Source organism: Rubrivivax gelatinosus (genome assembly GCF_004340905.1).
Taxonomy (GTDB): domain Bacteria; phylum Pseudomonadota; class Gammaproteobacteria; order Burkholderiales; family Burkholderiaceae_C; genus Rubrivivax; species Rubrivivax gelatinosus.
The window spans coordinates 104,777-127,845 of record NZ_SLXD01000014.1; the positions used below are offsets into that span (position 1 = coordinate 104,777).

At 72.3% G+C, this 23,069-nt stretch carries 25 protein-coding genes; 9 read left to right on the plus strand and 16 right to left on the minus strand.

The features are described from left to right. Window positions 1-18 precede the first annotated feature (18 nt). From frdD to frdA, 4 genes are read right to left on the minus strand one after another with little or no spacing between them, the layout of a single operon-like run. Window positions 19-375, minus strand: coding sequence for a fumarate reductase subunit FrdD (gene frdD, locus EV684_RS19970; RefSeq protein ID WP_009858618.1), 357 nt, complete (start codon window positions 373-375; stop codon window positions 19-21). Next, window positions 372-767 carry a fumarate reductase subunit C gene (locus EV684_RS19975; protein ID WP_132649106.1) on the minus strand — a complete coding sequence of 132 codons (396 nt, stop codon included), beginning with the start codon at window positions 765-767 and terminating at the stop codon, window positions 372-374. Before EV684_RS19975 ends, frdD begins: the two co-directional genes overlap by 4 nt. Continuing rightward, window positions 764-1,543 carry a succinate dehydrogenase/fumarate reductase iron-sulfur subunit gene (locus EV684_RS19980; RefSeq protein WP_132649107.1) on the minus strand — a complete coding sequence of 260 codons (780 nt, stop codon included), beginning with the start codon at window positions 1,541-1,543 and terminating at the stop codon, window positions 764-766. The genes EV684_RS19975 and EV684_RS19980 overlap by 4 nt, the downstream gene beginning before the upstream one ends. A gap of 5 nt (window positions 1,544-1,548) precedes the next feature. Continuing rightward, a complete protein-coding gene (gene frdA, locus EV684_RS19985) occupies window positions 1,549-3,318 on the minus strand; it encodes a fumarate reductase (quinol) flavoprotein subunit (RefSeq protein WP_132649108.1) in 1,770 nt (589 codons plus the stop codon). A 210-nt stretch (window positions 3,319-3,528) separates the two neighbouring features. Between frdA and EV684_RS19990 the strand changes: the two genes are divergently transcribed. After that, a complete protein-coding gene (locus EV684_RS19990) occupies window positions 3,529-3,963 on the plus strand; it encodes a response regulator (protein ID WP_132649109.1) in 435 nt (144 codons plus the stop codon). A 133-nt stretch (window positions 3,964-4,096) separates the two neighbouring features. After that, window positions 4,097-4,690, plus strand: a complete 594-nt coding sequence (locus EV684_RS19995; protein WP_132649110.1) for a L,D-transpeptidase — start codon at window positions 4,097-4,099, stop codon at window positions 4,688-4,690. 1 nt (window position 4,691) lies between these two features. Here the strand turns inward: EV684_RS19995 and EV684_RS20000 are convergent, their stop codons facing one another. The 5 genes from EV684_RS20000 to EV684_RS20020 form a co-directional block, all read right to left on the minus strand. Then, window positions 4,692-5,153 (minus strand): methyltransferase family protein, encoded by a 462-nt coding sequence (locus EV684_RS20000; RefSeq protein ID WP_243651227.1) that lies wholly within the window; start codon window positions 5,151-5,153, stop codon window positions 4,692-4,694. Between the two features lie 67 nt (window positions 5,154-5,220). Then, window positions 5,221-5,922 carry a class I SAM-dependent methyltransferase gene (locus EV684_RS20005; protein WP_132649112.1) on the minus strand — a complete coding sequence of 234 codons (702 nt, stop codon included), beginning with the start codon at window positions 5,920-5,922 and terminating at the stop codon, window positions 5,221-5,223. Beyond that, window positions 5,919-6,845 carry an alpha/beta hydrolase gene (locus EV684_RS20010; protein ID WP_132649113.1) on the minus strand — a complete coding sequence of 309 codons (927 nt, stop codon included), beginning with the start codon at window positions 6,843-6,845 and terminating at the stop codon, window positions 5,919-5,921. The genes EV684_RS20005 and EV684_RS20010 overlap by 4 nt, the downstream gene beginning before the upstream one ends. Next, a complete protein-coding gene (locus EV684_RS20015) occupies window positions 6,845-7,360 on the minus strand; it encodes a GFA family protein (protein ID WP_132649114.1) in 516 nt (171 codons plus the stop codon). Before EV684_RS20015 ends, EV684_RS20010 begins: the two co-directional genes overlap by 1 nt. 51 nt (window positions 7,361-7,411) lie before the next feature. Further along, a complete protein-coding gene (locus EV684_RS20020; protein WP_132649115.1) occupies window positions 7,412-7,846 on the minus strand; it encodes a Fur family transcriptional regulator in 435 nt (144 codons plus the stop codon). A gap of 195 nt (window positions 7,847-8,041) precedes the next feature. Here EV684_RS20020 and EV684_RS20025 point away from each other — a divergent pair, with 195 nt between their 5' ends. Together EV684_RS20025 and EV684_RS20030 are read left to right on the plus strand one after the other, a co-directional pair. Beyond that, window positions 8,042-8,509 carry an RrF2 family transcriptional regulator gene (locus EV684_RS20025; RefSeq protein ID WP_132649116.1) on the plus strand — a complete coding sequence of 156 codons (468 nt, stop codon included), beginning with the start codon at window positions 8,042-8,044 and terminating at the stop codon, window positions 8,507-8,509. After that, the gene (locus EV684_RS20030) at window positions 8,506-9,693 is read left to right on the plus strand and encodes an NnrS family protein (protein WP_132649117.1); all 1,188 of its coding nucleotides are present in this window, start codon (window positions 8,506-8,508) and stop codon (window positions 9,691-9,693) included. The genes EV684_RS20025 and EV684_RS20030 overlap by 4 nt, the downstream gene beginning before the upstream one ends. Here EV684_RS20030 and EV684_RS20035 read toward each other — a convergent pair whose 3' ends face one another. After that, the gene (locus EV684_RS20035; RefSeq protein WP_132649118.1) at window positions 9,694-10,749 is read right to left on the minus strand and encodes an RNA methyltransferase; all 1,056 of its coding nucleotides are present in this window, start codon (window positions 10,747-10,749) and stop codon (window positions 9,694-9,696) included. It lies immediately after the preceding gene. Continuing rightward, complete coding sequence (locus tag EV684_RS20040) at window positions 10,746-12,098, minus strand: sigma-54 interaction domain-containing protein (RefSeq protein ID WP_132649119.1); 1,353 nt, start codon at window positions 12,096-12,098, stop codon at window positions 10,746-10,748. Before EV684_RS20040 ends, EV684_RS20035 begins: the two co-directional genes overlap by 4 nt. A 195-nt stretch (window positions 12,099-12,293) precedes the next feature. Here EV684_RS20040 and petA point away from each other — a divergent pair, with 195 nt between their 5' ends. After that, window positions 12,294-12,908 (plus strand): ubiquinol-cytochrome c reductase iron-sulfur subunit, encoded by a 615-nt coding sequence (petA, locus tag EV684_RS20045; protein WP_132649120.1) that lies wholly within the window; start codon window positions 12,294-12,296, stop codon window positions 12,906-12,908. Between the two features lie 112 nt (window positions 12,909-13,020). Here petA and EV684_RS20050 read toward each other — a convergent pair whose 3' ends face one another. Beyond that, window positions 13,021-13,794: a ferredoxin--NADP reductase gene (locus EV684_RS20050; RefSeq protein WP_132649121.1), complete on the minus strand. Its 774-nt coding sequence runs from the start codon at window positions 13,792-13,794 to the stop codon at window positions 13,021-13,023. Window positions 13,795-13,921: 127 nt separating this feature from the next. Here EV684_RS20050 and EV684_RS20055 point away from each other — a divergent pair, with 127 nt between their 5' ends. After that, window positions 13,922-14,293, plus strand: a complete 372-nt coding sequence (locus tag EV684_RS20055; RefSeq protein ID WP_132649122.1) for a thioredoxin family protein — start codon at window positions 13,922-13,924, stop codon at window positions 14,291-14,293. Further along, complete coding sequence (locus tag EV684_RS20060; protein WP_132649123.1) at window positions 14,290-15,966, plus strand: MBL fold metallo-hydrolase; 1,677 nt, start codon at window positions 14,290-14,292, stop codon at window positions 15,964-15,966. The genes EV684_RS20055 and EV684_RS20060 overlap by 4 nt, the downstream gene beginning before the upstream one ends. On the opposite strand, the gene EV684_RS20065 is transcribed toward EV684_RS20060, so the two are convergent. Genes EV684_RS20065 through EV684_RS20080 form a run of 4 tightly spaced genes read right to left on the minus strand, consistent with a single transcriptional unit; the run spans window position 15,918 to window position 20,105 of the window. Next, entirely contained in the window at window positions 15,918-16,646 is a 729-nt protein-coding gene (locus EV684_RS20065) for an arginyltransferase (RefSeq protein ID WP_132649124.1), read from the minus strand. The two genes, EV684_RS20060 and EV684_RS20065, sit on opposite strands and share 49 nt — an antisense overlap. 27 nt (window positions 16,647-16,673) lie before the next feature. Next, window positions 16,674-17,411, minus strand: a complete 738-nt coding sequence (gene aat / locus EV684_RS20070) for a leucyl/phenylalanyl-tRNA--protein transferase (RefSeq protein ID WP_132649125.1) — start codon at window positions 17,409-17,411, stop codon at window positions 16,674-16,676. Window positions 17,412-17,422: 11 nt separating this feature from the next. Next, window positions 17,423-19,534 (minus strand): prolyl oligopeptidase family serine peptidase, encoded by a 2,112-nt coding sequence (locus tag EV684_RS20075; RefSeq protein WP_132649126.1) that lies wholly within the window; start codon window positions 19,532-19,534, stop codon window positions 17,423-17,425. A gap of 13 nt (window positions 19,535-19,547) precedes the next feature. Continuing rightward, window positions 19,548-20,105, minus strand: coding sequence for a YaeQ family protein (locus tag EV684_RS20080; protein ID WP_132649127.1), 558 nt, complete (start codon window positions 20,103-20,105; stop codon window positions 19,548-19,550). Between the two features lie 163 nt (window positions 20,106-20,268). On the opposite strand from EV684_RS20080, the gene EV684_RS20085 reads away from it, so the two are divergent. Then, window positions 20,269-20,979, plus strand: a complete 711-nt coding sequence (locus tag EV684_RS20085; protein WP_132649128.1) for a hypothetical protein — start codon at window positions 20,269-20,271, stop codon at window positions 20,977-20,979. Between the two features lie 8 nt (window positions 20,980-20,987). After that, window positions 20,988-23,063, plus strand: coding sequence for a M3 family metallopeptidase (locus tag EV684_RS20090; protein ID WP_243651230.1), 2,076 nt, complete (start codon window positions 20,988-20,990; stop codon window positions 23,061-23,063). The last annotated feature ends 6 nt before the right edge of the window (window positions 23,064-23,069 follow it).

A 23,069-nucleotide genomic window follows, 5' to 3' on the forward strand; every position in this document is an offset into this window, starting at 1 on the left:
GGCGCGCCTGAAGGGGAGTCAGAACCCGATCGCGAACAGCAGCGCCGCGCAGACCAGGCTGCCCACGGTGGCGAAGCCGTAGAAGAACACCGCCGCGCCGTGCCCGGCGTGCACGCCCAGGTCGTGCAGGCTGTGCAGCATGCGGTGGCAGCCGTGGAACAGGAACAGCGCGATCACCGCCAGCACCGCCAGCTTGCCCAGCGGGTGCAGCACGAAGGCGTGCACATGGGCGTAGCTGAGCGCGTCGGGCGACAGCACGATGGCCAGCGGCGCCAGCACCCCGGTGATCAGGATCAGCGCCGGGCCGACCAGCGCCGACAGCACCCCGCCGGCGCCGAAGAGCGACCAGAAGATCGGTTCGTGCGAACGTTTCATCGTGTCACCCCCGCGACGACGGCGACGAGGCCGATCGAGACCACGAGCGCCGTGATCCAGCCGCCGATGGTGACCAGCCGCCCCGGGAAGGGCAGCTTGGGCGCCGTCTTGGGCATGACGCCGAACCAGGTGATGCTGTGGTACGTGACCAGCGCCGCGGCGACGAGGTGGAATCCGATCGCCAGCGGCGAGGCCAGCGCCGCGCGCCAGGCCTCGTACTCGGCCTCGCCCTGGGCCAGCCGCGCCAGGCCGACGAGCAGCACCAGGGCGTAGGCCGCCAGCAGCACCGCGCTGCCTTCGCGGATCATGTAGAGCACGTAGAACGGGTTCTTCGTCCACCAGCCGGCCATCGGGCGCTGGTAGGTCTTCAGCGTGGGCTTGTAGCGGCTCATCGGGCGCCTCCCTTGGGCGCGAGCAGCTTGCGCACGCCGAAGTAGTCCATCGTGCTGTTCACCTTGTTCTGGTTGATCGCGTGCGCCGGGTCCACGCCCTTGGGGCAGACCTCGGAGCAGTAGCCCACCAGCGTGCAGCCCCAGACGCCTTCCTCGGCGTTGGCGACGTCGGCCCGCGCCTCCCAGCCGCGGTCGCGCGAGTCGGCGTTGTAGCGGTGCATCAGCGCCAGCGCCGCCGGGCCGATGAACTCGGGCTTGAGCCCCACCTGCGGGCAGGCGGCGTAACACAGCAGGCAGTTGATGCACTGCGAGAACTGGTAGTACTGGTCCAGCTGCGCCGGCGTCTGCCGGCTCGGGCCGTCGGCGACGCTGCGGTTCTCGCAGGGCTGGATCCAGGGCTTGACCGACTCCAGCTTGTCGAGGAACTCGTTCTGGTCGACGACCAGGTCGCGCACGATGGCGAAGTTGGCCAGCGGCTCGACGCGCACCTTGTTCGGCCAGTAGTCGCGCAGGAAGGCGTGGCAGGACAGCTGCGGCACGCCGTTGATCATCTTGCCGCAGCTGCCGCAGATCGCCATGCGGCAGGACCAGCGGAAGGTCAGGCTGCCGTCGAAGTGGTCCTTGATGTACTGCAGGCCCTGCAGCACCGAGGTGTCGTCGTCGAACGGCACCTGCCAGCTCTGGAAATGCGGGGCGCTGTCCTTCTCGGGATCGAAGCGCAGGCATTCGATCTCGATCGTGCGCCCGGTCGCGGGCGTCGGGTTCGTGTCCGTCATGGGGCTCAGGTCAGGATGGCCTTGGTGCCGGCGCCGCCGTAGCTGCGCGCGCGCGGCGCCGAGGTGGTGATGACGACGGGGCGGTGCGAGATCGCCGGGGCCTCGTCGCCGCGGCGTTCGGCCAGCGTGTGCACGAGGAAACGTTCGTCGTCGCGTTCGGTGTAGCCGTCCAGGCGCTGGTGGGCGCCGCGCGACTCCTTGCGCTCGCGCGCCGAGTGCGCCATCGCCTCGGCCACCTCGAGCATCGAGCCGAGCTCGATCGCCGACAGCCACTCGGTGTTGAAGGCGCGGCTGCGGTCGTCGAGCCTGACGCCGGCGCGCCAGCGCGCGCGCAGCTCGGCCAGCGTCGAACAGGCTTCGGCCAGGCCGGCCTCCTCGCGGTAGATGCCGACGTTCTTCTCCATGCACTCGCCGAGCGCGTCGCGCAGCACGGCCACGCGTTCGCCGCGTTCGTGCTGGTGCAGCGCTTCCAGGCGTGCGACCGCGGCCCGGGCCTGGCGTTCCAGCGAGGCCGGCGCCGCGGCGCTCGCCGAGCGCACGTACTGCGCCGCGGCTTCGCCGGCGACGCGGCCGAAGACGACGATCTCCGACAGCGAGTTCGAGCCCAGCCGGTTGGCGCCGTGGATGCCGACGCTGGAGCACTCGCCGGCGGCGTAGAGCCCCGCCAGCGTGGTCTCGGTGCGGCCGTTGGTGGCGATGCCGCCCATCGTGTAGTGCACCGCCGGGCGCACCGGGATCGGCTCGTGCACCGGGTCGATGCCGGCGAAGGTCTTGGCGACCTCGGTGATCAGCGGCAGGCGCTCGTGGATCTTCTTCGCGCCCAGGTGGCGCAGGTCGAGGTTGACGGCGCTGCCGTGACGCGTGGCGATGGTGTTGCCCTTGCGCTCCTCGTGCCAGAAGGCCTGCGACAGCCGGTCGCGCGGCCCCAGCTCCATCGCCTTCGGGCGCGGCCACGGGTCCAGCGGGCCCAGGCCGTAGTCCTGCAGGTAGCGGTGGCCGTCCTTGTTCGTCAGGATCGCGCCTTCGCCGCGGCAGCCTTCGGTGATCAGGATGCCGCTGCCGGGCAGGGCGGTCGGGTGGTACTGCACGAACTCCATGTCGCGCAGCGCGACGCCGTGGCGGTAGGCCAGGCCCATGCCGTCGCCGGTGACGATGCCGGCGTTGGTGTTCTGGCTGTAGACACGGCCGGCGCCGCCGGTGGCCAGGATCACGGCCTTGGCGCGCAGCAGGAAGAACTTGCCGGTGGCGATCTCGATCGCCAGCACGCCCTGAACGCGGCCGTCCTCGACGAGCAGCTCGGCGACGAAGAACTCGTCGAAACGCTGGATGCCCGGGTACTGCAGCGAGGTCTGGAACAGCGTGTGCAGCATGTGGAAGCCGGTCTTGTCGGCCGCGAACCACGTGCGCTGCACCTTCATGCCGCCGAAGAAGCGCACGTTGATGCTGCCGTCGTCCTTGCGGCTCCAGGGGCAGCCCCAGTGCTCCAGACGCACCATCTCCTCGGTGCAGCGCTCGACGAAGAAACGCACGACGTCCTGGTCGCAGAGCCAGTCGCCGCCCGAGACCGTGTCGTCGAAGTGGTTGTCCAGCGAGTCGTCGTCGCGGATCACGCCGGCCGAGCCGCCTTCGGCGGCCACCGTGTGGCTGCGCATCGGCACCACCTTGGACACGAGCGCGACCTTCAGTCTGGGGTCCGCTTCCTGGACCGCGATCGCCGCGCGCAGGCCGGCGCCTCCGCCCCCGACGATCACGATGTCGCTTTGGATGATTTCCATCGAAACTCCGATATCCTCCGCCCGCGCCGCAGAACGCGGCCCGCGCGCCGGTCGCCCTTATACCGGGATTGGCTTTCGCGCACCCCCGGTTTTGCGCACACGGTCGGTGCATTGCCGACCATGTCTCCCTCCCCGAGCGTTGCAGGGCTGGCCACAAGCACTATGCTTGCCCGCTGCGCGCCGGGGCGGTTTCCCGTCGCGTTTTTTTGCATGCCCTCGATTCCACCTGCCGCCCCCCCGCTGGAAGAGCTCCAGGGAACCGTTCTCTACATCGAGGACGTGGAGATGAACTATGCCGTCGTCGAGGGCATCCTCGCACGCCATCCCGGCATCCGGCTGCTGCGTGCGGCCAACGGTCTGGACGGCGTGCGCATGGTGCAGGAGTGCCGGCCCGACTTCGTGCTGCTGGACATGCACCTGCCCGACATCTCCGGGCTCGAGGTCGTGCGCCGCTTGAGCGAGGAGATCGCCGAGCGCCGGCTGCGCATCACCATCCTCACCGCCGACACGCTGACGATGGACGTGCTGAAGGCGATGAGCCTGGGCGCCTTCGAGTACCTGGTGAAACCCGTCGAGGTGCGCACGATCGAGGACTGCGTGCGCCGCGCGCTGCTGGCCAAGCGCCAGCAGACACCCGGCCGCTGACAGGCCGCAACCCCGGGGCGCTGGCGCGCGATCAGCGCCGGCTTTGCCCGGCTGTTGCTTCGTTGGCCCCGTCGGGCGCTGCCTAGCATGGCCGACGTCGGCTCCCTTCCCGCGGGCCGGGACGGAGTGCGAGATGAAGCCAGTGCTGGCGGCGTGGGCCTGCGCGCTGACGATGGGCATGGCAGCCGCTGCCGAGGCGCCGCGAACGGCCGCCGAGGCGCTGGTGGCGCACGTGCGTGCGACGCAGGATGCCGGCGGCCGGCCCTGGGCCGTCGTGGACAAGGGTACGGCGCGGCTCAGCGTCTTCGACGCCGAGGGCCGGCTCGTCGCCGAGACCGCGGTGCTGCTGGGCCTGGCGCGGGGCGACGACTCGGCGCCCGGCGTCGGTGAACGGGCCGCGCATCTGCCGCCCGAGCAACGTACGACGCCGGCCGGGCGTTTCGAGGCCGAACCGGGGCGCAACCTGCGCGGCGAGGCCGTGCTCTGGGTCGAGTACGACACGGCGTTCGCGATCCATCGCCTGAGGCCCGCGCCGTGGGCCGAACGCCGGCCCCAGCGCCTGGCCTCGCCGACGCCCGAAGACAACCGCATCTCGGCCGGCTGTGTCGTCGTCGAGCCGGAATTCTTCGAACGGGTCGTGCTGGCGCGGCTCGGCCGCGGTCGTTCGGTGGTCTACGTGCTGCCCGAGACACGCGACTGGCGCACGCTGTTCGCCGATCCGGGCTGATTCAGAACAGCCCTGGAACGAAACGTTTCGTTCGGGCCCGGTAGGCGGCGTAGCCGGGGTGGACCTCGCCCATCCAGCGCTCCTCGATCGAGGACTTGGCCCACAGCACCGCGGCCAGCGCGGCGCCGGCGCACAAGGTCGTCGCGCCCGGCGAGACCGCGATCGCGGCCAGCGCGAGCAGCAGCAGCGCGCTGTACATCGGGTGCCGTATCCAGGCGTAGACGCCGTGTTCGACGAGCCGGCCGCCGGCGCGAGGCTCGGGGTGCACGTTGAAGTTGCCGGGGCGGTTGGCCATGACCGCCGCGAGCCCGACGGCCAGCGATGCCGCGGCCAGCGCGAGCGCCAGCCACGGCGCCGCCGGGTCGGCCCAGGCCGGCGCCGTGCCGTAGGCCAGCGCCGCCAGCAGCACGAACTGCAGCAGCACGAGCACGGCGCCGGCACGCCGGTCGCCCGCGGTGCTCACGGGAGCACCCTTCGGCCTTCGGCCGGTCCCGCCGGGCGGGAACGAGCCCCGGACAAGTCCGGGTGGCTCATGCCGCCTCGCGGCGCAGCAGCCGCACCAGCAACGGCCGCTCGAAGGCCGCGCCGTCGGGGCCGCAGTGCGGCATGAAGGCCGCATGCACGCGCTCGACCAGCGCGTCGTCCAGCCTGTAGGTGGCGAAGCTGGAATGCAGCATGCGGCGCTCGAAGTCGGCGAAATCGGCGTAACGCACCGGCTGGACGAAGCGGTGGCGCACGACCTCCGTCCAGGGGCCGCGGGCCAGCGCGTCGTCCAGCGCCGCCTGGGCCGCGGCACGCACCGTGCCTTCGTTGTTGTACAGCCGCACGATGTCGTTGAGGCCGCCGTCGTAGACCGGCTCGCTGACGTAGAGCAGGCCGCCCGGCGCCAGCACCCGCGCCGCCTCGGCCAGCGCCTGCGCCATCGCCGGGATCGGCACGTGGTGCAGCGACTTCAGCATCAGCGCCAGGTCGAAGCTGGCGTCCGGCGCGGGCACGGCTTCGGCGCGGCCGTCGACGAAGCACAGCCCCGATGTCGGCGGCGCGGCCAGGTTCTTCGCGTGCTGCACCGTGTCGACCTCGAGCGCGGTGACGCGGCAGTCGGGATGGCGCTGCAGCACGCCGCGCACCAGGCGGGCGTCGCCGCAGCCGAGTTCGACGATGCGGCGCCCGGCCAGCGGCACCAGTGCCGAGAGCACCTCGTATTCGTCCTGGCAGAGCGTGGGCGGGTTCATCGGTCGGCGGGCGGGGTTTCGATACCGGCAATGGTATCCGGCGCGTCGCTGCAGGCCTGGCGCAGGAAGCCGACGATGTCCGCGACATGCGGCGCCAGCGCCTCGCGCAGGTCGTGGTCGCCGTCGACCGCCAGCAGGCCGGTGCCGGGCGCCGCCGCGGCCTGCAGGCGCAGCGCGTCGTCGAAGGGCGCCGTCGTGTCGTGGCGGCCGTGCACCAGCAGCACCGGGCAGCGGGCGCGGCGCACGGTGGCCAGCGGCGCGATGTCGTCGAAACGCGCGCCGATCACGCGCTGCACGTGGCGGATGACGTACCAGCCCAGCGGCCGGTAGGGCACGCGTTTTTCGGCCAGGAAGCGCCGCATCACCTCGTCGGGATGGGCGAAGGCCGAGAGGCTGACGACACCGCGCACGCCGCCCGCACGCGCCGCGTGCAGCAGCGACGCCGCGGCGCCGACCGAGTGGCCGACCAGCGCGAGCCGGTCGGCCCGCACCTCGGGGCGCGTGCCCAGCCAGGCCAGGCCGGCGGCGATGTCCTCGGCGAAACGCGGCATCGACGTGAAGGCCTCGTCTTCGCTGTCGCCGTGGCAGCGGGCGTCCAGCAGCAGCACGGCGAAACCGGCTTCGACCAGCGGCGGCGCCACCGGCCACATCGTCGTCGCGTTGGCGCCCCAGCCGTGCATCGCCAGCACCGCGGGTGCCGGCTTGTGATCGGTGCTTCCGGGCAAGACCAGCCAGCCGAACAACCTGCGCCCGCGCGGCCCGGGGATGCGGACTTCGTGCACGCGCGAGGCGGTCAGCGTGTGGCGCGCGTGCGACCCGTCGTGCGCCATGCGCGGCGCACGCAGCCCGCGCAGGATGGCCTGGTGCGCCAGCGTGCGCAGCGCGACGGCGCCGGCGGCGACGCCTGCGGTGGTGACCAGCATCAGTCCCAGGCCCGGCCGGCGGCCCGCCAGGCGTCGATGCGCGGCTTCAGCGCGCGGCGTCGTTCCAGGCTCTCGGGGCGCCAGACCTCGGCGGCGTCGTAGTACTCGGGAACGGCGCGCGTACCGTCGGGCAGCGCCAGCCAGGGCTGTCTCGTCGACGTGAAGATGTGGATGTCCGGCGGCAGCCGGTCGGGGTCGTCGAGCGTGCCGACACGCACGAAAGCCACCAGCGGCCCGCTGCCGGCGTAGTGGCTCCAGACGGCGATGCGGCAGTGCGGGCAGCGGGCGATGCGCTGGCCCTGGCCGCTGGCCGAAGGCGTGAGCACCTGTTCCGGCTCGTCGGCCGTGAGCGCCAGCCGGTCGCGTTCGATCATCGCGTTGAGCGCGAAGGCGCTGCCGCTCTCGCGCTGGCACCAGCGGCAGTGGCAGGCGTGCACGACCAGCGGCGCGCCGTGCAGCCGGTAGCGCACGCGGCCGCAGTCGCAGCCGCCTTCGAGCATCGTCGGTGGGTTCATCGGCGCGCCGGCGCCCGGTGGGTGGGAGCCCGGCGTTCGGATGCTAGCCGCTCAGGCGTTGAGCGCCGCCGCCGGGCGACGGGTGCGCACGCGCACGATGACGTCGACCTCGCTCAGCTCCAGGCCGTCGCCGAGTTCGGGCAGGCCCAGCACCTGGATCGCCGGGCCGGTGAGATCGGTGACCTCGCCGGTGTCGACGTTGTAGACGTGGTGGTGCGGCGTGACGGTCGAGTCGTAGACGGTGGCCGAGCCCTCGATCGGCAGCGCCTTCAGCAGGCGCTGGCGCACGAAGAGCTGCAGCACCGCATACACGGTGGCGCGCGACAGCCCGGGCAGGTGCTCGCGCGCGGCGCGCAGCACCTGCTCGGCCGTCATGTGCACCGGCCCCGAGAACAGCACGGTGCCGACGGCCACGCGCTGCAGCGTCGGCAGGATGTCGGCGTCGCGCAGCTTCTGCTGGATCGAGGCGGTACGGGTCAGGTCCATCGTGTTCTCTCTTCGGGTTGCGGCGTCCGAGAACTGGACTCAGTCCAGATGTCGGCAGGATTTCAACCCCCTGCGGCGCCGCCCGAGCTGCGCTGGGTCAAGCCGGGGCCGTGAAGGCGCCGCGCAGCGGCGCTTGTTCCGGACGTCGGGGCCGACTATGATTGGTGCATTCATAATGCATCTTTTAAGCGGGCGATGAAACTCACCAGCTTCACCGACTACAGCCTGCGTGTGCTGATCTACCTGGCCACGCGCCCGGGGCGGCGCGCGACGATCGGCGAGATCGCGGCCAAGTTCTCGGCCTCCGAGAACCACCTGACCAAGGTCGTGCACTTCCTGGCCACCGAAGGCGTGCTGGCGACGGTGCGCGGCAAGGGCGGCGGCCTGGGGCTGGCGCGGGCGCCGCAGGACATCGTCGTCGGCGACATCGTGCGCCGCACCGAGGGCCAGGCGATGCCGGCCGAGTGTTTCGGCAGCGGCAGCGCCTGCGCGATCGCACCGTGCTGCCGGCTGCGTGGCGTGCTCGGCGAGGCGGTCGACGCCTTCTACGCGGTGCTCGACCGCTACACGCTGGAAGACCTGGTCGCCAACCGCGACCAGCTCGACGCCATCCTGCGCATCGGCGAGAGGGTGCCGGCCGTCGCGATGGAGCTGCGCGCATGACGACCATCCCGCTGCACTTCACCCCGCGCGAGCCGGTGCGCGGTTTCGGCCTCTGGCGCCTGGGTTTTCGCCCGTTCTACCTGCTGGCCGCCGGGTTCTCGGCGCTGTCGATCGCCGCGTGGGCGCTGCAGTACGCCGGCCTGCCCGGCGCCGCCTATCTCGCCGGGCCGCTGTGGCACGCGCACGAGATGCTGTTCGGCTTCACGCTGGCGGTGGTGGTCGGTTTCCTGTTCACCGCCGGGCGCAACTGGTCGGGCCAGCCGACGCCCACCGGCGCGGCGCTGGCCGCGCTGGCGGCCGTGTGGCTGGCCGGCCGGCTGCTGGTGCTGACGCCCTGGGGGCTGGCGGCGGCGGTCGTCAACGTCGCCTTCCCGCTGCTGGCCGCCGTCGGCCTGGGGCGTGCGCTCTACGCCGGGCGCAACCGGCGCAACTACTTCTTCGTCGCGCTGCTGGTCGCGATGGCCGGCGCCCAGGCCTTGTTCCACCTGACGCTGCTGGGTCTGCTGGAGCTGCCGCTGCGCGCCGGCATCCAGATCGGGCTGGACGTCGTGCTGTTCGTGATGGCCGTCGTTGCCGGCCGCGTGGTGCCGATGTTCACCAACAACGGCGTGCCCGGCACCGGCGCCGAACGCCGCCCGCGTGTCGAGCAGGCGGCGCTGGGCAGCGTGCTGGCGCTGCTGGCGGCCGACGTGCTGGGCCTGCCGGGCGTGGCCGTCGCCGCCGTCGCGGGGGGCGCGGCCGTGGCCCACACGCTGCGGCTGGCGTTGTGGCGGCCGCAGCGCACGCGGCCCAACCCGCTGGTCTGGATCCTGCACGCGGCCTACGCCTGGATCCCTCTGCACCTGGCGCTGCGCGCCGCGGCCGAACTCGGCTGGGCCCAGGCCTCGCTGGCGACGCACGCGCTGACGGCCGGCGCGATCGGCGCGCTGACGCTGGGCATGATGACGCGCACCGCACGCGGCCACACCGGCCGGCCGCTGCGCGCCGACCGCTGGGACATCGCCGCCTACGCCCTGGTGCTGGCCGGCGGTCTGGTGCGCGTGCTGGGGCCGCTGCTGCTGCCGGCCTTCATGCAGGCCGAGATCGTCGTCTCGGGGGCCTGCTGGGCCGCGGCTTTCGCGATCTACGCCTGGCGTTATGCGCCCTCGCTGTGGCGGGTGCGCGCCGACGGCCAGCCGGGCTGATCAGCGCCGCGTGACGAGCATCGGCTGGGCCGCGCCGGCCCGCGCGCGCAACTGGCCGCAGCCGCCGGCGACGTCCTGGCCGGCCGAGCGCCGCAGCCGTGTCAGCACGCCGCGCCGGCCGAGTGCACGTGCCATCTCGGCGGCACGTTCCCAGGGCGGGCGGCGGAAGGCGTCGCCCTCGGTCTCGTTGTACGGGATCAGGTTCATCATCGCGTAGCGCCCGGCCAGCAGCCGGGCGATCGCGTCGACCTCGTCGTCGCCGTCGTTGATGCCGTCGAGCAGCGTCCATTGGTACTGGATCGGGTAGCCGGTGGCGCGCGCGTAGCGTTCGCCGGCCTCGACGATCTCCTCGGGCGCGATCTTCGGCGCGCGCGGCAGCAGTCGTTCGCGCAGCTCGGGCTTGGTGGTGTGCAGCGACAGCGCCAGCGCCGGCTTCACGCGGCCTTGCGGCAGGCGCTCGAAGGCGCGCGTGTCACCGACGGTCGAGAACACCAGGTTCTTGTGGCCGATGCCGCCGGCGGTGCCCAGCAGGTCGATGGCTTCCAGCACCGCGTCGAGGTTGTGCGAAGGCTCGCCCATGCCCATGAACACCACCTTGGAGACGCTGCGCCGCTGTCTTGCCAGCACGACCTGGGCGACGATCTCGGCGCTGCCGAGCTGGCGCAGCAGGCCGTCGCGCCCGGTCATGCAGAACACGCAGCCGACCGCGCAGCCGACCTGGGTCGACACGCACAGCCCGTCGCGCGGCAGCAGCACGCTCTCCACCGTCTGGCCGTCGCCCAGGCCGACGAGCAGGCGCTCGGCGCCGTCTTCGCCCGGGTGCGCCGACTGCAGCGCCGCCAGCGCGCCGAGCGAGTCGAACAGCGCCGGCAGCGCCTCGTACAGCGCGCGCGGGTAGAAGTGCTCGGCCTGGCCGCGGCCGGCCGTCGGTGCGCGGCACTGCACCCAGTTGCGCAGCAGCCGTTCCTCGTGGGCGGGTCCGGCACCCAGCGCCCGCAGGCGCTGGCGCAGCTCGGCGACGGCGCGCGGCGCGGCCGCGGCGTGGGCGGGGCTCATCGCGCCTCTCCCTCGGGGGCCTCGAGTTCACGCAGCCGCCGGTACAGCGTGCGTTCGCTGATGCCCAGTTCCCGCGCGAGGTCCGCCCGCCGGCCGCCGTGCGCGGCCAGGCGTTCGCGCAGCGCCTGGCGCGAGATCTCGCGCAGCGAACGTGCCGGCGCCTCGGCCGCCAGCAGCGGGCGCGACAGCGGCAGCCCGGCGGCGAGCGCGCGCTCGACGTGCAGCGCCTCCAGCACCGGCCCGTCGCAGAACAGCGCCGCGCGCTCGAGCACGTTGCGCAGCTCGCGCACGTTGCCGGGGAAGCGGTGGCCGGCCAGCCGCGCCAGCGCTGCCGGCGACAGCGCCAGACGGCGTTTCGGCGCGACGCGCGCCAGCAGCGCCTCGGCCAGCAGCGCGAGGTCGCCTTCGCGCTCGCGCAGCGGCGGCAGCCGGATCGGGAAGGTCGCGAGGCGGTAGTACAGGTCTTCGCGGAAACGCCCGTCGGCGACCATCGCACCCAGGTCGCGGTGCGTCGCCGCGACGACCCGCACGTCGGTGCGCCGCAGCTCGCTGCTGCCGACGCGGCGGAAGGTGCCGCTTTCGAGCAGCCGCAGCAGCTTGACCTGCATCGCCAGCGGGATGTCGCCGACCTCGTCGAGGAACAGCGTGCCGCCGTTGGCGGTCTCGGCCAGGCCGGTACGCGTGCTCGTGGCGCCGGTGAAGGCGCCGCGTTCGTGGCCGAAGACCTCGGCCTCGAACAGCGTCTCGGGCAGGCTGGCGCAGTCGACGACGACCAGCGCCTGCGCCGCACGTTCGCTGGCCTCGTGCACCGCGCGCGCGATCAGCTCCTTGCCGGTGCCCGACTCGCCGAGCAGCAGCACGCTGGCCTCCGACGGCGCGACACGCGCGACCTGCTCCAGCATCTCGCGGAACGCCGGCGAGCGCCCGATCAGCCCCTGCTGGGCCGGCTGGCCCTGGACCGTGCGCAGCGGCGCCATGCGCTCGACGAACAGCACCGCCTCGCCGCTGGCGTCGGCCAGCGGCGTCAGCTCGATGTCGATGTAGGCCTCGCCCTGCGGCGTGTGGTGCAGGTGCAGCACCCGTTCGCGCTGCCCCGAGTCGCGCGTCTTGGCGAACGGGCAGGACTCGCCGGCCTGGTCGCAGGGCACGTCGAACCGGTGCGAGACCTCGTAGCAGGTGCGTCCCAGCACGCTGGCCGACGGGCTGTACTGGCGCCGGTAGGCGGCGTTGGCGGCGACGATGCGGTAGCGCCGGTCGAAGACGATGTGAGGTTCTTCGAGGCCTTCGAGATAACTGGCGAGTTCGGGGGGCGCCGTCGCCCGTTCGGCGACGCGGAGCTTGGGTGGCATCATGGCAGTGTAGCTCGCGCTTCTGCCTCCGCTGGCAGACTCGACTGCCGAAAATGGCAGCTTCATCCCCCTGTCCGCATCAGGGAATCGAGCGTAAGTGCTTATCCGGAAACGTGTTTCCGTCTTCTGTCAGGTTGGCACGGCACTTGATAGAGATTGTCTGACACGCAATTTCTGCGAGAAGGATCTGTTTCAATGGACATCACGCTGCCCGCCCCGGGATCGCCCGCCAACGCCGAACGCCGCACCTGGATCATGGTGACCAGCGCGGCCGGTGGTGCCGCCGCGGTCGCCACCGCGATTCCGTTCGTCTCGACGCTCGCGCCCAGCGAGCGTGCCAAGGCCGCCGGCGCGCCGGTGGAGGTGGACATCTCCTCGCTCGCCCCGGGCGAGCTGAGGACCGTCGAATGGCGCGGCAAGCCGGTGTGGATCCTGCGCCGCACGCCGGAGATGCTGGCGTCGCTGGAAGGCCACGACGACCAGCTCGTCGACCCGAAGTCCGAGCGCCAGCAGCAACCCGCGTATGCGCAGAACACGGCGCGTTCGATCAACCCCGAGGTCTTCGTCGCCATCGGCATCTGCACCCACCTGGGCTGCTCGCCGAGCAAGGTGAACAAGGGCAGCGGCAACCCGAGCGTGCCGGCGGACTGGCCGGGCGGATTCTTCTGCCCCTGCCACGGCTCGACCTTCGACGGTGCCGGCCGGGTGTTCAAGAACAAGCCCGCGCCGACGAACCTGGAGATTCCGCCGCACGTCTACGTCGCGGAGAACCGGCTGCTGATCGGCGAGGACAAGAGCGCCGCCGCCTGATCCCAGCGTTCGGCCTGACGGCCGCCGGCGCCTGCCGCGGGTGACACCGCCTCGGATGCCGGACGCCTGCAGGCCACCTTGACACGCCCGGCCGCCGCCGGGCGTTTTTTCGTCACTGGTCGGCGAACGCGCGCTCGATGACGAAGTCGCCCGGCGTCGTCGTGTTGCCTTCCTTGAAGCGCATGCCCTCGAGCATGTGCTTCAGGTCGCGCAGCATCGCCGGGCTGCCGCAGATCATCACCCGGTCGTGGATCGGGTCGAGCATCGGCGGGTCCAGGTCGTCGAACATCTTGCCGGACTGGATCAGCTCGGTGATGCGGCCGCGGTTGTGGTAGTTCTCGCGCGTCACCGTGGGGTAGTACAGCAGCTGGCTCTGGATCATCTCGCCCAGGAACTCGTGCTCGGGCAGGTTGCGCGTGAGCAGGTCGTGGTAGGCCAGCTCGTCGACCTGGCGCACGCCGTGCACGAGGATGACCTTCTCGAACTTCTCGTAGGTCTCGGGGTCGCGGATGATCGACATGAAGGGCGCCAGCCCGGTGCCGGTCGAGAACAGGTACAGGCGCTTGCCCGGCAGCAGGTAGTCGATCAGCAGCGTGCCGGTCGGCTTGCGGCCGACGATGATGCTGTCGCCCACCTGGATGTGCTGCAGCCGCGAGGTCAGCGGGCCGTTGGGCACCTTGATGCTGAGGAACTCGAGATGTTCCTCGTAGTTGGGGCTGACGATGCTGTAGGCGCGCAGCAGCGGCTTGCCCTCGACACGCAGCCCGATCATCGTGAAGTGGCCGTTGGAAAAGCGCAGCGACTGGTCGCGCGTCGTCGTGAACGTGAACAGGCGGTCGGTCCAGTGGTGGACGCTCAGGACACGCTCTTCGTTGAATGCACTCATAACCGGGCGAGGTTGAACCAGATCAAATGCTACACATTCGCGAATACCCTGATGCGCTCCCCCTTGCCGGCGACGTGGCGAATTCCCGCCGTCCGAGGCCTTCTGAGGGCGGCTAAAGTCGCGGCCGATGAATGATTCCCCGGGCGCCACGGGCGCCGACGAAGTCTGCGTCGTGGTGCTCTGCGCCGCCTGGTGCCGCACCTGCGATGCCTATGCGGCGGTGCTCGACGCGGTGGCCGCCGAGTTCCCCGGCCTGGCGCGGCGCTGGATCGACATCGAGGACGAGGCCGATCTGCTCGGCGACCTCGACGTCGAGACCTTCCCGACGGTGCTCGTCTTCGACCGCCATGCGGTGCGTTTCTGCGGCCCGCTGACGCCGCAGCCCGAGACGCTGCGCCGCGTGCTGCGCGCCGCGCTCGACGACCCGCGGCCGGCGCGGGCGCTGGCGCCCGAGGCGGCCGCGCTGGCCGGGCGCCTGCGCGGCGAGGTCTTCGCTTGAGCGCCTACCGCGTGCCGGCCGACGCCCGCGCCGCGGCCTCGCTGCTGCTGTTGCGCGACGGTGCCGCCGGTCCCGAAGTGCTGCTGATGCGCCGCGCCGAGCGCGACGGCGACTACCGCAGCGGCCTGTGCGTCTTTCCCGGCGGCGTGCTCGACGCTCGCGACCGCGAGGCCCACGCCTGGGTCGCCGGCGACGGCGACGCCGCCTGGTCGGCCCGTCTGGGTGTCGCCGAGGGCGGGCTGGACTACGCCGTCGCCGCGCTGCGCGAGTGTTTCGAGGAGGTCGGCCTGCTGCTCGCCGACCGCCCGTTCGACGCCGTCGCCGCGGCCGCGTGGCGGCGCAGGCTGCACGCCGGCGAGGTCGGCATCGCCGAGGTCTGCGCCGCGCTGGGCGTGAAGCTGGACCTGCGCGCCTTGAGCTGCCACAGCCACTGGCTGACGCCGCCGGGCGTGTCCAAACGCTTCGACACGCGTTTCTTCGCCGCGGCGGCGCCCGTCGGCCAGCAGGCCGAGGTCGATGGCGGCGAGGCGGTCGAGCTGATGTGGCTGACGCCGCAGGCCGCGCTGGACCCGGCGCGCGGCCTGAAGCTGCTGCCGGTGACCGAGCGCACGCTGCAGGAGCTGACGCCGTTTGCCGATGCCGCGTCGGCGCTGGCCGACTCGGCGGCGCGCCGCGACATCCGCCTGACGATGCCGCGCAGCGCGCGCCTGGCCGACGGCCGGCGCACGGTGCTGATGCCCGAACATCCGGCCTGGGCCGAGGTCGGCCGCCTCGACCCCGAGGGCCGCGGCGACGTGCTCGCCGAACTGGTGGCCGGCCGCGCCGTGCGGCTGTCGCCGCGGGTCCTGCGTGTCACCGCACCCAACCCCGGGCTGATGACCGGCCCGGGCACCAACAGCTACCTCGTCGGCGCGGGCGAGGCCTGGACCGTCATCGACCCCGGCCCGGCCGACGAGCGCCATCTGCAGGCGCTGATGGCGGCGGCGCCGGGGCGCATCGAACGCATCCTCGTCACCCACACCCACCGCGACCACTCGCCCGGCGCGGCGGCGCTGGCCGCGGCCACCGGCGCCGCGGTGATGGGGCGCCTGGCGGAGTTCGGCGACGGCCAGGACACGAGCTTTAGGCCCGGGCACGAACCCGCCGACGGCGAGCGCCTGGACTGCGGCGGCGCCGTGCTGCGCGTGCTCGCGACGCCGGGCCATGCGTCCAACCATCTGTGTTTCCTGCTCGAGGACGAGGACCTGCTGTTCACCGGCGACCACGTGATGCAGGGCTCGACGGTGGTCATCAACCCGCCCGACGGCGACATGGCGGCCTACCTGGCCTCGCTGGAGCGGCTGCGCGCGGCGCCGCCGGCCTGGCTGGCGCCGGGGCACGGTTTCCTCGTCGCCGAGCCGCAGGCGGTGTTCGACGCGCTGATCCACCACCGGCTGCGGCGCGAGCAGCGGGTCGTGCGGGCGCTCGCCCGGCACGGCGAAGGCGACCTGGACGCGCTGCTGCCCGAGGTCTACGCCGACGTGCCGGCGCAGCTGCACGCGCCGGCGCGGCGTTCGCTGCTGGCGCACCTGCTCAAGCTGGCCGCCGACGGCGTCGCCGCCAGCGACGACGGCCTCGCCTGGCGCTACGTCGGTCCGGGTTCGCGCCAGGCGCCGTCGACCAGCAGCTCGTAGGGCCGGAACAGGCTCTTGTAGGCCATCTTCGGGCTCTCGGCGATCCAGTAGCCCAGGTACAGGTGCGGCAGCGCGAGCTGGCGTGTCTGCTCCACCTGCCAGAGCACGCTGTAGGTGCCGTAGCTGGCGCGTTCGTCGGGTTCGTAGAAGGTGTAGACGGCCGAGATGCCGTCGTTGAGCACGTCGACGATGGACACCATCTTCAGCGCGCCGTCGGGCGCGCGGAACTCGACCAGGCGCGAGTTGACGCGGCTTTGCAGCAGGAACTGCGTGTACTGGTCGACGCTGTCGTGGTCCATGCCGCCGCCGGCGTGGCGCCCTGACTGGTAGCGCAGATAGAGCTGGTAGTGCTCGGGCACGAAACACAGGCGCAGCACGCGCGCCTTCAGGTCTTCGTGCTGCCGCCAGGCGCGGCGCTGGCTGCGCGACGGCACGAAGCGCTCCACCGGCACGCGCAGCGGCACGCAGGCGCGGCAGCCGTCGCAATGCGGGCGGTAGGTGAACATGCCGCTGCGGCGAAAGCCCGCGGCGACCAGCGCCGAATAGGCGTCGGCGTGGATCAGGTGGCTGGGCGTGGCGACCTGGGACCGCGCCTGCATGCCCGGCAGGTAGCTGCACGGGTAGGGCGCGGTCGCGTAGAACTGCAGCGACGAGAGGGGGAGCTCCTTCGGATGCGTCACGGGGTGTCGTTCCGGCGCCGGGGGCGGCTACGGTGCGAGCCGCTCCCACAGCGAAGCATCATAGGTCCAACGCCCAATGTCCTCCTGGGCGCAGGCGATCGACAGGTGGCGCTCGAAGGCCTCGCGGTCGATCTCGTGCGCGCCCAGCGACGCGAGGTGGCGCGTGTTCTGCTGGCAGTCGATCAGCGTGATGTCGTTGGCACGCGCGAACGCGACCAGCGCCGCCAGCGCGATCTTCGACGCGTCGGTACGGTGCGCGAACATCGACTCGCCGAAGAACATGCGGCCGATGCCGACGCCGTACAGGCCGCCGACGAGTTCGCCGTCGACCCAGGTCTCGAAGCTGTGCACGCGCCCCAGGCGGTGCCACTCGCGGTAGGCGTTCATCACCTGCGGCACGATCCAGGTGCCGTCCTGGCCGTCGCGCGGCGTGTTCGCGCAGGCCGCGATGACGCGGTCGAAGGCGTGGTCGACACGGATCTCGTGGCCCGGCGTGCGCGCGAAGCGGCGCAGCGTCTTGCGCAGCGAATGCGAGACGCGGAACTCCGCCGTCGGCAGCACCATGCGTGGGTCCGGGCTCCACCAGAGCACCGGCTGGCCGGGGCCGTACCAGGGGAAGATGCCTTTGCGGTAGGCCTCCTCCAGCCGCCCCGGCGTCACCCGGCCCCCGGCGGCCACCAGCCCCGGCGCGTCGGAGTCCGGCCCCAGCGCGTGCCGCGCCGGCGGCAGCGGCGTGTCCTCGTCGATCCAGGCGATCGGCAGCATCGCGCCCGGCGTCAGCGGCCCAGCTGCAGCCGCAGGAAGGCGTATTCGAGCGCCGTCATCTGCGCGCGCTGGCCGTTGTCGGCCGCGCCGCCGTGGCCGCCCTCGATGTTCTCCCAGTACAGCACCTCGTGGCCCTGGCGGCGCATGCGCTCGGCCATGCGGCGCGCGTGGCCCGGGTGCACGCGGTCGTCGCGTGTCGAGGTGACGAACAGCACGCGCGGCATCTTCACGCCGGCACGCACGTTCTGGAACGGGCTGTAGCGCGAGATGAAGCTCCACTGCGCCGGGTCGTCCGGGTCGCCGTACTCGGCCATCCACGAGGCCCCGGCCAGCAGCTGGGTGTAGCGCTTCATGTCCAGCAGCGGCACCTGGCAGACGACGGCGTTGAACAGCTCGGGGCGCTGCACCATCACCGCGCCGACCAGCAGGCCGCCGTTGCTGCCGCCTTCGATGCCGAGGTGGCGCGGGCTGGTGACGCGCGTGGCGATCAGGTCCTCGGCCACCGCGGCGAAGTCGTCGTAGGCTTTCTGGCGGTTGGCGCCGACGGCGGCCTGGTGCCAAGCCGGGCCGAACTCGCCGCCGCCGCGGATGTTGGCGAGCACGAAGACGCCACCGCGTTCGAGCCAGCTCGAGCCGACGACGCCCGAGTAGTAGGGCTGCATCGAGACCTCGAAGCCGCCGTAGCCGTAGAGCAGCGTCGGGTTGGCCGCGTCGGCCTTGGCGTCACGCGGCCAGACGACGAAGTAGGGCACGCGCGTGCCGTCGCGGCTGGTGGCGAAACGCTGCTCGACGCGCATGCCGGCGGCGTCGTAGAACGAGGGCCGCGACTTCAGCACCTCGCGCTCGTCGCGGCCGACGTGGCCCAGCGACAGCGTGTCCGGCGTCAGGAAGTCGGTGTACTGCAGCAGGTAGGCGTCGGCCAGCGGGTCCTCGGCGAGCTCCGGGTCGTGCAGCGCCACCGCCGACAGCGTGCCGGGGAAGGGCGCGGCGACCTCGCGGCGCTGCCAGCGGCCGTCGACCGGGCGCCACTCCTCCAGGCGGCCGGCGACGTTGTCGAGGATCTCGACGATCAGCGTGTCGCTCGTGGCGGTCATGCCGGCCAGCGAACGTGTCGCCGTCGGCTCGAACAGCGCCTCGAAGCGGTGATCGCCGCGCAGGTAGGCCTCGGCGTCGGCGACCAGCAGCGATCCGCTCTTCCAGGTACGCCCGGCCACCGTCCAGTCGCTGCGCAGCGTGACGAGCACGCGGCTCTTCCAGAAGCTCAGTTCGGCGTCGTCGGGCTTGTCCAGGCGCACCAGCCGCTCGCCCTGCAGCAGGAACATCTCGCTGCGGTAGAAGTCCACCGCGCGCTGGAACACCGTGCGTTCGTAGCCCGGCGTGTGGTCGATCGAGACGCCCGCGGCGACGTCGGTCTTGCGGCCCTCGAACATCGTCGTCGCCGCCGCCAGCGGCGTGCCGCGGCGCCAGCGCCTGACGACGCGCGGGTAGCCCGAGTCGGTCAGCGAGCCGGGGCCGAAGTCGGTGCCGACGGCGATCTCGTTCTCGCTGATCCAGTCGACCTCGCTCTTGGCCTCGGGCAGCACGAAGCCGCCGTCGACGAAACGCTTGGCCACCGTGTCGAACTCGCGCACGACGTGGGCGTCGGCGCCGCCGCGCGAGAGCTTGACGAGCACGCGGCGGTACTCGGGGCCGAAGGCGACCGCGCCGCCCCAGGTCCAGTTCTCGCCTTCGGCGCGGCCCAGCGCGTCGACGTCGAGCACGGTCTCCCAGGCCGGTTCGCGCTTGCGGTACTCCGCCAGCGTCGTGCGCCGCCAGATGCCGCGCGGGTTGTGTTCGTCCTGCCAGAGGTTGTAGAGCCAGGGGCCGCGGCGCACGACGGCGGGGATGCGGTCGCGCGAGTCGAGGATGGCTCGGATGCGCGCTCGCGTGGCCTCGAAACCGGGCTGCTTCTGCAGCAGCGCCTCGCTCTCGGCATTGCGTTCGCGCACCCAGGCGAGCGCGCGCTCGCCCTGCACGTCCTCGAGCCACAGCAGTTCGTCGTCGGGAGGGGTGTCGGCAAGAGTCATCGTCGGCAGCGCGGCTGCCAGCGGCAGCACGAAGGAGAAGTCACGGCGGGAGATCATCGGGGCGGGTCTTTCAGTCGGCGGGCCAGAGTCTGACGGGGGCGATCTCGACGCTGGTGCCGGCGTCGCCGACCCAGACGTGACCGTCCTGCACCGTCACCTGCAGCTGCATCGAGCGCGCGGCGAGCCGGGCCAGCTCCTGCGTCTGCGCCGCCGGCAACTGCCACACCCGCAGGTTGCGCAGCCGCGTGATCTTGCCCTGCAGGCCGCTCCACCACACCGGCACCGACTGGCCGTAGGCGTAGAGCGTCACCAGGTCGGCGCGGCCGCAGGCCTTGGTGAGCCGGCGATCATCGGTCTGGCCGATCTCGATCCAGTGGCGCAGGCGGCCGTCGAGGTCGCGCTGCCAGAGCGCGGGCTCGTCGGCGTCGGACAGGCCGCGCGTGAACTGCAGGTTGTCGGCGGCGTCGCCGGCGCCGGCCTGCAGCGCGAAGGCCAGCAGGCGCACCATCAGGCGCTCCTCGGTCTCCGAGGGGTGCAGGGCGAGGGTCAGGGAATGGTCCGCGTACAGCGGCCGGTCCATGTCGGCCACCGCGACGGCAGCCTTGTAGATCGTCGATTTGAGCGCCATGAAGGCCCGGGGGAGGCGGCAACGTCGCCGCGCCGCGCACTGTGCCACAGCGGCGACGGCCGAGGCGCCGGGCTGTCCCGGGCCGGCGACGGGGCTCGTCGCGGGTGGCATCATCCCGGGTTCGGCCGGCGGTCGCCGGCCACCCCATTCACGAGGATCGTTCATGAACCGCAACCTTGCGCCGCGCATTGCCGCGGCCCTGCTGATCGTCTGCGGCGGCACGCTGGCCGTCGCCCCGGGTGCCATCGCCCAGAACAAGGCCGAAGGCCGCACGCTGACGCTGGGCGGCAGCGGCGGTGCCGGCGGCCCGGTGCTGACGCGCAAGGAACTGCGCGAGTGCCTCGATCGCCAGGACGCCATCGCCAAGGCGCGCACCGTGCTCGACACCGACCGCCAGGCGCTGGACGCCGAGCGCGAGGCGATCAAGGTCGAGCAGGAGCAGATCAAGGCCGACCGCGTCAAGATCGACGAGACCAAGGCCGCCGCCGTCAGCCTGAACCAGCGCTACAAGGATCTGAACGCCCGCGTCGAGGCCTGGAACGCGCAGCGCAAGGAGGCCGAGGACCGCAGCGGCCCGTCCGGCGACCGCGAGCGCCGCCGCCTCGAGCGCGAGCGTGTCGACATGGAGAAGACGCAGGCCGCGCTGGACGCCGAGCGCGAGAAGATCGCCAGCGGCAACGAGGCCGCCGTCAACAGCTACAACGATCGAGCCACGGCGCTGGACGGCCGCGTGAAGGACTGGAACCAGCGCAACGACGAGATCTTCAAGCGCAGCGAGAAGCTGGCCGCCGAGCGCGACCTGTGGGCCGGCGAGTGCGCCAACCGCCGCTACCGCGAAGACGACGAGATCCTGCTGAAGAAGGGCGCCAAGTGAGCGCCGCGGTGTCGACCTCCGTGGCGGGCAACCCGCTGCTGCAGGACTGGACCGCGCCCTTCGGCCTGCCGCCTTTCGACGCCCTGGATCCGGCGCACTTCCGCCCCGCGTTCGAAGCGGCGATGCAGGCCCACCGCGACGAGCTCGCCGCGATCGGCGCCTGCACCGAGGCGCCGAGCTTCGAGAACACCGTGGCGGCCTTCGACCGCAGCGGCCGGCAGCTCGCGCGCATCGACGCCGTCTTCTACAACCTGACGGCCTCGCACACCTCGGCCGATCTGCAGGCCGTGCAGCGCGAGATGGCCGGCCCGCTGGCCGCGCACGACAACGCCGTCTACATGGACGCGGCGCTGTTCGCGCGCCTGGACGCGTTGCACGCGCGCCGCGCCGCGCTGGGCCTGGAGCCCGAGCAGCTGCGCCTGCTCGAGCGCATCCACCTGGACTTCGTGCGCGCCGGCGCGCGCCTGCAGGGCGCGGCGCAGAAGCGCTACGCCGAGGTGATGGAGGAGCTCGCCGCGCTGACGACACGTTTTGCGCAGAACGTGCTGCACGACGAGGCCTCGTTCCGCCTGGAGCTGAAGACCGAGGCCGACCTCGCCGGCCTGCCCGGCTTCGTGCGCGCCGCCGCGCGCCAGGCCGCGGCCGACCGCGGGCTGGACGGCCACGTCGTGACGCTGTCGCGTTCGCTGGTCGTGCCCTTCCTGACCTACTCCGAGCGCCGCGACCTGCGCGAAGCCGCCTGGCGCGCCTGGGTCTCGCGCGGCGAGCACGCCGGCGAGCACGACAACCGCGAGGTCGCGCGCGACATCCTGCGCCTGCGCCGCGAGCAGGCCTCGCTGCACGGCCAGGCCTGCTACGCCGACTACGCGCTGGCCGACACGATGGCCGGCCGCCAGCAGGCGGTGCAGCAACTGCTCGACGAGGTCTGGCCGCGTGCGCTGGACGCGGTGGCGCGCGAGCGTGCCGCGCTGGAGGAGGTCAAGGCCGCCGCCGGCGTGCCGGGCACGATCGAGGCCTGGGACTGGCGTTACTGGGCGGAGAAGGTGCGCCAGCAGCGCTACGCGGTCGACGACGCCGAGGTCAAGCCGTACTTCGCGCTGGAGAACGTGGTCGCCGCGGCCTTCGACTGCGCCGGCCGGCTCTTTGGCCTGCAGTTCGTGCGCCGCGCCGACCTGCCGGTCTACCACCCCGACGTGCACGCCTACGAGGTGCGCGACGCCGCGGGCACGGCGATCGGCGTGTTCCTGCAGGACAACTTCGCGCGCCCGAGCAAACGCAGCGGCGCCTGGATGAGCCCGCTGCGCTGGCAAAGCCGCAACGCGCCCGACGGCGGCGCCGAGCTGGCGGTGATCCTGAACAACAACAACTTCGCCAAGGGCGAGCCCGGCCGGCCGACGCTGCTGTCGATGGACGACGTGCGCACGCTGTTCCACGAGTTCGGCCACGGCCTGCACGGCCTGCTGTCCAGCGTGCGCTACTCGCGCCTGTCGGGCACGCAGGTGCTGCGCGACTTCGTCGAGCTGCCTTCGCAGCTCTTCGAGCACTGGGCCACCGTGCCCGAGGTGCTGGCGCGCCACGCGCGCCACGTCGACACCGGCGCGCCGATCCCCGAGGACCTGGTGCGCCGGCTGCAGGCCGCACGCCGCTTCAACCAGGGCTACGAGACCGTGCGCTACTGCGCCAGCGCGATCGTCGACATGGCGGTGCACGCGCTGCACGACGCCGAGCCGCCGGCCGACCTGTGCGCCTTCGAGGCCGGGCTGATGGCCGCGCAGGGGCTGCCGGCCGCGGTGGGCATGAACCACCGCCTGGTGCACTTCCAGCACCTGTTCTCGAGTTCGGGCTACGCCGCCGGCTACTACGTCTACCTCTGGGCCGAGGTGCTCGACGCCGACGGCTACGACGCCTTCGTCGAGGCCGGCAGCCCGTTCGACCCGAAGGTCGCCGAGGCGCTCAAGCGCTACGTCTACTCGGCGGGCAACAGCCTGGAGCCGGGCGCGGCCTACGCCGCGTTCCGCGGCCGGGCGCCGACGGTGCGGCCGCTGCTCGAGAAGCGCGGCCTGCTCGCCGCCGAACCGGCCTGAAGCCGG

Coding starts and splice junctions, on each gene's coding strand:
- EV684_RS20080 (WP_132649127.1), bottom strand. CDS start 20,105: ATGGCGCTCAAATCGACGATCTACAAGGCTGCCGTCGCGGTGGCCGAC.
- EV684_RS20085 (WP_132649128.1), top strand. CDS start 20,269: ATGAACCGCAACCTTGCGCCGCGCATTGCCGCGGCCCTGCTGATCGTC.
- EV684_RS20040 (WP_132649119.1), bottom strand. CDS start 12,098: ATGCCACCCAAGCTCCGCGTCGCCGAACGGGCGACGGCGCCCCCCGAA.
- EV684_RS20015 (WP_132649114.1), bottom strand. CDS start 7,360: ATGAACCCACCGACGATGCTCGAAGGCGGCTGCGACTGCGGCCGCGTG.
- EV684_RS20075 (WP_132649126.1), bottom strand. CDS start 19,534: ATGATCTCCCGCCGTGACTTCTCCTTCGTGCTGCCGCTGGCAGCCGCG.
- EV684_RS19990 (WP_132649109.1), top strand. CDS start 3,529: ATGCCCTCGATTCCACCTGCCGCCCCCCCGCTGGAAGAGCTCCAGGGA.
- EV684_RS20055 (WP_132649122.1), top strand. CDS start 13,922: ATGAATGATTCCCCGGGCGCCACGGGCGCCGACGAAGTCTGCGTCGTG.
- EV684_RS20020 (WP_132649115.1), bottom strand. CDS start 7,846: ATGGACCTGACCCGTACCGCCTCGATCCAGCAGAAGCTGCGCGACGCC.
- EV684_RS20030 (WP_132649117.1), top strand. CDS start 8,506: ATGACGACCATCCCGCTGCACTTCACCCCGCGCGAGCCGGTGCGCGGT.
- EV684_RS19975 (WP_132649106.1), bottom strand. CDS start 767: ATGAGCCGCTACAAGCCCACGCTGAAGACCTACCAGCGCCCGATGGCC.
- EV684_RS19995 (WP_132649110.1), top strand. CDS start 4,097: ATGAAGCCAGTGCTGGCGGCGTGGGCCTGCGCGCTGACGATGGGCATG.
- EV684_RS20010 (WP_132649113.1), bottom strand. CDS start 6,845: ATGCTGGTCACCACCGCAGGCGTCGCCGCCGGCGCCGTCGCGCTGCGC.
- EV684_RS20035 (WP_132649118.1), bottom strand. CDS start 10,749: ATGAGCCCCGCCCACGCCGCGGCCGCGCCGCGCGCCGTCGCCGAGCTG.
- frdD (WP_009858618.1), bottom strand. CDS start 375: ATGAAACGTTCGCACGAACCGATCTTCTGGTCGCTCTTCGGCGCCGGC.
- EV684_RS20005 (WP_132649112.1), bottom strand. CDS start 5,922: ATGAACCCGCCCACGCTCTGCCAGGACGAATACGAGGTGCTCTCGGCA.
- EV684_RS20025 (WP_132649116.1), top strand. CDS start 8,042: ATGAAACTCACCAGCTTCACCGACTACAGCCTGCGTGTGCTGATCTAC.
- aat (WP_132649125.1), bottom strand. CDS start 17,411: ATGCTGCCGATCGCCTGGATCGACGAGGACACGCCGCTGCCGCCGGCG.
- EV684_RS20050 (WP_132649121.1), bottom strand. CDS start 13,794: ATGAGTGCATTCAACGAAGAGCGTGTCCTGAGCGTCCACCACTGGACC.
- petA (WP_132649120.1), top strand. CDS start 12,294: ATGGACATCACGCTGCCCGCCCCGGGATCGCCCGCCAACGCCGAACGC.
- EV684_RS19980 (WP_132649107.1), bottom strand. CDS start 1,543: ATGACGGACACGAACCCGACGCCCGCGACCGGGCGCACGATCGAGATC.
- frdA (WP_132649108.1), bottom strand. CDS start 3,318: ATGGAAATCATCCAAAGCGACATCGTGATCGTCGGGGGCGGAGGCGCC.